The 5,545-nt window shown below is 48.4% G+C and carries 2 tRNA genes and 3 rRNA genes; all 5 read left to right on the forward strand.

The window, feature by feature from the left end:
• Positions 1–178 precede the first annotated feature (178 nt).
• Positions 179–1,716, forward strand: a 16S ribosomal RNA gene (locus WA249_RS18625).
• A 59-nt stretch (positions 1,717–1,775) separates the two neighbouring features.
• Positions 1,776–1,852, forward strand: a tRNA-Ile gene (locus WA249_RS18630).
• Between the two features lie 56 nt (positions 1,853–1,908).
• Positions 1,909–1,984, forward strand: a tRNA-Ala gene (locus WA249_RS18635).
• A 370-nt stretch (positions 1,985–2,354) separates the two neighbouring features.
• Positions 2,355–5,248 (forward strand): 23S ribosomal RNA (locus WA249_RS18640).
• A gap of 187 nt (positions 5,249–5,435) precedes the next feature.
• Positions 5,436–5,545 (forward strand): 5S ribosomal RNA (rrf, locus tag WA249_RS18645); the annotation flags it as partial.

Raw genomic sequence — 5,545 nt, forward strand, 5'->3', positions numbered from 1 at the left:
AAGATCATTAAGAAATTATGAAGAACAACTTGTGTGGATTTTTACTGATTGATTGATCGAAATATTATCATTGATTGATTGGTTTAAATTACTCGAAGTTTATTTGAGCGAAATTTAAGTCAGAAAATTGATGAGCCAGAATTGGCACCTTGTCTTTAATAAGGTGCAAAATGATTTTTAACTGAAGAGTTTGATCATGGCTCAGATTGAACGCTGGCGGCAGGCTTAACACATGCAAGTCGAGCGGAGTGATGGTGCTTGCACTATCACTTAGCGGCGGACGGGTGAGTAATGCTTAGGAATCTGCCTATTAGTGGGGGACAACATTTCGAAAGGAATGCTAATACCGCATACGTCCTACGGGAGAAAGCAGGGGATCTTCGGACCTTGCGCTAATAGATGAGCCTAAGTCGGATTAGCTAGTTGGTGGGGTAAAGGCCTACCAAGGCGACGATCTGTAGCGGGTCTGAGAGGATGATCCGCCACACTGGGACTGAGACACGGCCCAGACTCCTACGGGAGGCAGCAGTGGGGAATATTGGACAATGGGGGCAACCCTGATCCAGCCATGCCGCGTGTGTGAAGAAGGCCTTATGGTTGTAAAGCACTTTAAGCGAGGAGGAGGCTACTTTAGTTAATACCTAGAGATAGTGGACGTTACTCGCAGAATAAGCACCGGCTAACTCTGTGCCAGCAGCCGCGGTAATACAGAGGGTGCAAGCGTTAATCGGATTTACTGGGCGTAAAGCGCGCGTAGGCGGCTAATTAAGTCAAATGTGAAATCCCCGAGCTTAACTTGGGAATTGCATTCGATACTGGTTAGCTAGAGTGTGGGAGAGGATGGTAGAATTCCAGGTGTAGCGGTGAAATGCGTAGAGATCTGGAGGAATACCGATGGCGAAGGCAGCCATCTGGCCTAACACTGACGCTGAGGTGCGAAAGCATGGGGAGCAAACAGGATTAGATACCCTGGTAGTCCATGCCGTAAACGATGTCTACTAGCCGTTGGGGCCTTTGAGGCTTTAGTGGCGCAGCTAACGCGATAAGTAGACCGCCTGGGGAGTACGGTCGCAAGACTAAAACTCAAATGAATTGACGGGGGCCCGCACAAGCGGTGGAGCATGTGGTTTAATTCGATGCAACGCGAAGAACCTTACCTGGCCTTGACATAGTAAGAACTTTCCAGAGATGGATTGGTGCCTTCGGGAACTTACATACAGGTGCTGCATGGCTGTCGTCAGCTCGTGTCGTGAGATGTTGGGTTAAGTCCCGCAACGAGCGCAACCCTTTTCCTTATTTGCCAGCGAGTAATGTCGGGAACTTTAAGGATACTGCCAGTGACAAACTGGAGGAAGGCGGGGACGACGTCAAGTCATCATGGCCCTTACGGCCAGGGCTACACACGTGCTACAATGGTCGGTACAAAGGGTTGCTACCTAGCGATAGGATGCTAATCTCAAAAAGCCGATCGTAGTCCGGATTGGAGTCTGCAACTCGACTCCATGAAGTCGGAATCGCTAGTAATCGCGGATCAGAATGCCGCGGTGAATACGTTCCCGGGCCTTGTACACACCGCCCGTCACACCATGGGAGTTTGTTGCACCAGAAGTAGGTAGTCTAACCGCAAGGAGGACGCTTACCACGGTGTGGCCGATGACTGGGGTGAAGTCGTAACAAGGTAGCCGTAGGGGAACCTGCGGCTGGATCACCTCCTTAACGAAAGATTGACGATTGGTAAGAATCCACAACAAGTTGTTCTTCATAGATGTATCTGAGGGTCTGTAGCTCAGTTGGTTAGAGCACACGCTTGATAAGCGTGGGGTCACAAGTTCAAGTCTTGTCAGACCCACCATGACTTTGACTGGTTGAAGTTATAGAAAAGAAGATACAGAACTGATGATGTAAGCTGGGGACTTAGCTTAGTTGGTAGAGCGCCTGCTTTGCACGCAGGAGGTCAGGAGTTCGACTCTCCTAGTCTCCACCAGAACTTAAGAGAAGTTCGGATTACAGAAATTAGTAAATAAAGATTTAGATCTTAGTTTATTAACTTCTGTGATTTAAGTATCACGGTATTAAGCATGACCTGACGAAGGCATGTTTATTCATTAACAGATTGGCAAAATTGAGTCTGAAATAAATTGTTCACTCAATAATGAAGAGAGAGGAAGTAATTCTGATCTTGGAGTTAATTGAGAACTAGCAAATTAACTGAATCAAGCGTTTTGGTATATGAATTAGATTGAAGCTGTACAGTGTTTAAATACACAGTACTTCAAACTGTAAGAGATTGATGAGAAATCATTAATCATGTCTTATTACTCCTTGTAGGTAATAACGACTGTTTGGGGTTGTATAGTCAAGTAATTAAGTGCATGTGGTGGATGCCTTGGCAGTCAGAGGCGATGAAAGACGTAATAGCCTGCGATAAGCTCCGGGGAGGCGGCAAATATCCTTTGATCCGGAGATTTCTGAATGGGGGAACCCACCTACTTTAAGGTAGGTATTGCAACATGAATACATAGTGTTGCAAGGCGAACGAGGGGAAGTGAAACATCTCAGTACCCTTAGGAAAAGAAATCAATTGAGATTCCCTTAGTAGCGGCGAGCGAACGGGGATCAGCCCATTAAGTTATGTGTGTTTTAGTGGAACGCTCTGGGAAGTGCGAACGTAGAGGGTGATATTCCCGTACACGAAAGGGCACACATAATGATGACGAGTAGGGCGAGGCACGTGAAACCTTGTCTGAATATGGGGGGACCATCCTCCAAGGCTAAATACTCCTGACTGACCGATAGTGAACCAGTACCGTGAGGGAAAGGCGAAAAGAACCCCTGTGAGGGGAGTGAAATAGATCCTGAAACCGCATGCATACAAGCAGTGGGAGCCGACTTGTTCGGTGACTGCGTACCTTTTGTATAATGGGTCAGCGACTTATATTCAGTAGCGAGGTTAACCGTATAGGGGAGCCGTAGAGAAATCGAGTCTTAATAGGGCGTTTAGTTGCTGGGTATAGACCCGAAACCAGGCGATCTATCCATGAGCAGGTTGAAGGTTGGGTAACACTAACTGGAGGACCGAACCCACTGTCGTTGAAAAGCCAGGGGATGACTTGTGGATAGGGGTGAAAGGCTAATCAAGCCTGGTGATAGCTGGTTCTCCCCGAAAGCTATTTAGGTAGCGCCTCGGACGAATACCATAGGGGGTAGAGCACTGTTTCGGCTAGGGGGTCATCCCGACTTACCAAACCGATGCAAACTCCGAATACCTATGAGTACTATCCGGGAGACAGACTGCGGGTGCTAACGTCCGTAGTCAAGAGGAAAACAATCCAGACCGCCAGCTAAGGCCCCAAAATCATAGTTAAGTGGGAAACGATGTGGGAAGGCATAGACAGCTAGGAGGTTGGCTTAGAAGCAGCCACCCTTTAAAGAAAGCGTAATAGCTCACTAGTCGAGTCGGCCTGCGCGGAAGATGTAACGGGGCTAAAACTATGTGCCGAAGCTGCGGATTTGACTTTTAAGTCAAGTGGTAGGGGAGCGTTCTGTAAGCCGATGAAGGTGTATTGAGAAGTATGCTGGAGGTATCAGAAGTGCGAATGCTGACGTGAGTAACGACAAAACGGGTGAAAAACCCGTTCGCCGAAAGACCAAGGGTTCCAGTCCAACGTTAATCGGGGCTGGGTGAGTCGACCCCTAAGGCGAGGCCGAAAGGCGTAGTCGATGGGAAATTGGTTAATATTCCAATACTTCTGTGTAATGCGATGAGAGGACGGAGAAGGTTAAGTCAGCCTGGCGTTGGTTGTCCAGGTGAAAGGAAGTAGGCATGCATCTTAGGCAAATCCGGGGTGCTCTATGCTGAGATCTGATAGCAAGCTGTACTTGTACAGCGAAGTGGCTGATACCATGCTTCCAGGAAAAGTCTCTAAGCTTCAGTTACACAGGAATCGTACCCTAAACCGACACAGGTGGTCAGGTCGAGTAGACCAAGGCGCTTGAGAGAACTCTGCTGAAGGAACTAGGCAAAATGGTACCGTAACTTCGGGAGAAGGTACGCTGTTGTTGGTGATGGAACTTGCTTCCTGAGCTGATGACAGCCACAGAAACCAGGCCGCTGCAACTGTTTATTAAAAACATAGCACTCTGCAAACACGAAAGTGGACGTATAGGGTGTGATGCCTGCCCGGTGCTGGAAGGTTAATTGATGGGGTTAGCGTAAGCGAAGCTCTTGATCGAAGCCCCAGTAAACGGCGGCCGTAACTATAACGGTCCTAAGGTAGCGAAATTCCTTGTCGGGTAAGTTCCGACCTGCACGAATGGCATAATGATGGCGGCGCTGTCTCCAGCAGAGGCTCAGTGAAATCGAAATCGCTGTGAAGATGCAGTGTACCCGCGGCTAGACGGAAAGACCCCGTGAACCTTTACTGCAGCTTGACATTGAACTTTGACCTTACTTGTGTAGGATAGGTGGGAGGCTTTGAAGTTGGAACGCTAGTTCCAATGGAGCCGTCCTTGAAATACCACCCTGGTAATGTTGAGGTTCTAACTCTGCCCCGTAATCCGGGGCGAGGACCATGTCTGGTGGGTAGTTTGACTGGGGCGGTCTCCTCCTAAAGAGTAACGGAGGAGTACGAAGGTGCGCTCAGCGTGGTCGGAAATCACGCGTAGAGTATAAAGGCAAAAGCGCGCTTAACTGCGAGACCCACAAGTCGAGCAGGTACGAAAGTAGGTCTTAGTGATCCGGTGGTTCTGTATGGAAGGGCCATCGCTCAACGGATAAAAGGTACTCTGGGGATAACAGGCTGATACCGCCCAAGAGTTCATATCGACGGCGGTGTTTGGCACCTCGATGTCGGCTCATCTCATCCTGGGGCTGAAGCAGGTCCCAAGGGTATGGCTGTTCGCCATTTAAAGAGGTACGCGAGCTGGGTTTAGAACGTCGTGAGACAGTTCGGTCCCTATCTACCGTGGGCGCTGGAAATTTGAGAGGATCTGCTCCTAGTACGAGAGGACCAGAGTGGACGAACCTCTGGTGTACCGGTTGTGACGCCAGTCGCATCGCCGGGTAGCTATGTTCGGAAGGGATAACCGCTGAAAGCATCTAAGCGGGAAGCCTACCTCAAGATAAGATTTCCCTAGGACTTTATGTCCTCTAAAGAGCCGTTCGAGACTAGGACGTTGATAGGTTGGATGTGGAAGCATAGTGATATGTGAAGCTGACCAATACTAATTGCTCGTGAGGCTTGACTATACAACACCCAAGCAGTTGTATATAAAGCATCAATCGATTCATTAATATGCAAAGCAACTTGATTTAGTTATACGCTTAGCTAAAATGAACAAAATAAAGTAAGACTCAATCAGCCCATCTGTAAAGATTTGGAAAACGCAACGTATCACGAAGTGAATAAAACGAAGCAAGTATCCATACCAGTTGTGCTGGCGACCATAGCAAGAGTGAACCACCTGATCCCTTCCCGAACTCAGAAGTGAAACCTCTTAGCGCTGATGGTAGTGTGGGGTTTCCCATGTGAGAGTAAGTCATCGC

Source organism: Acinetobacter sp. 161(2023) (assembly GCF_037027805.1).
GTDB lineage: Bacteria > Pseudomonadota > Gammaproteobacteria > Pseudomonadales > Moraxellaceae > Acinetobacter.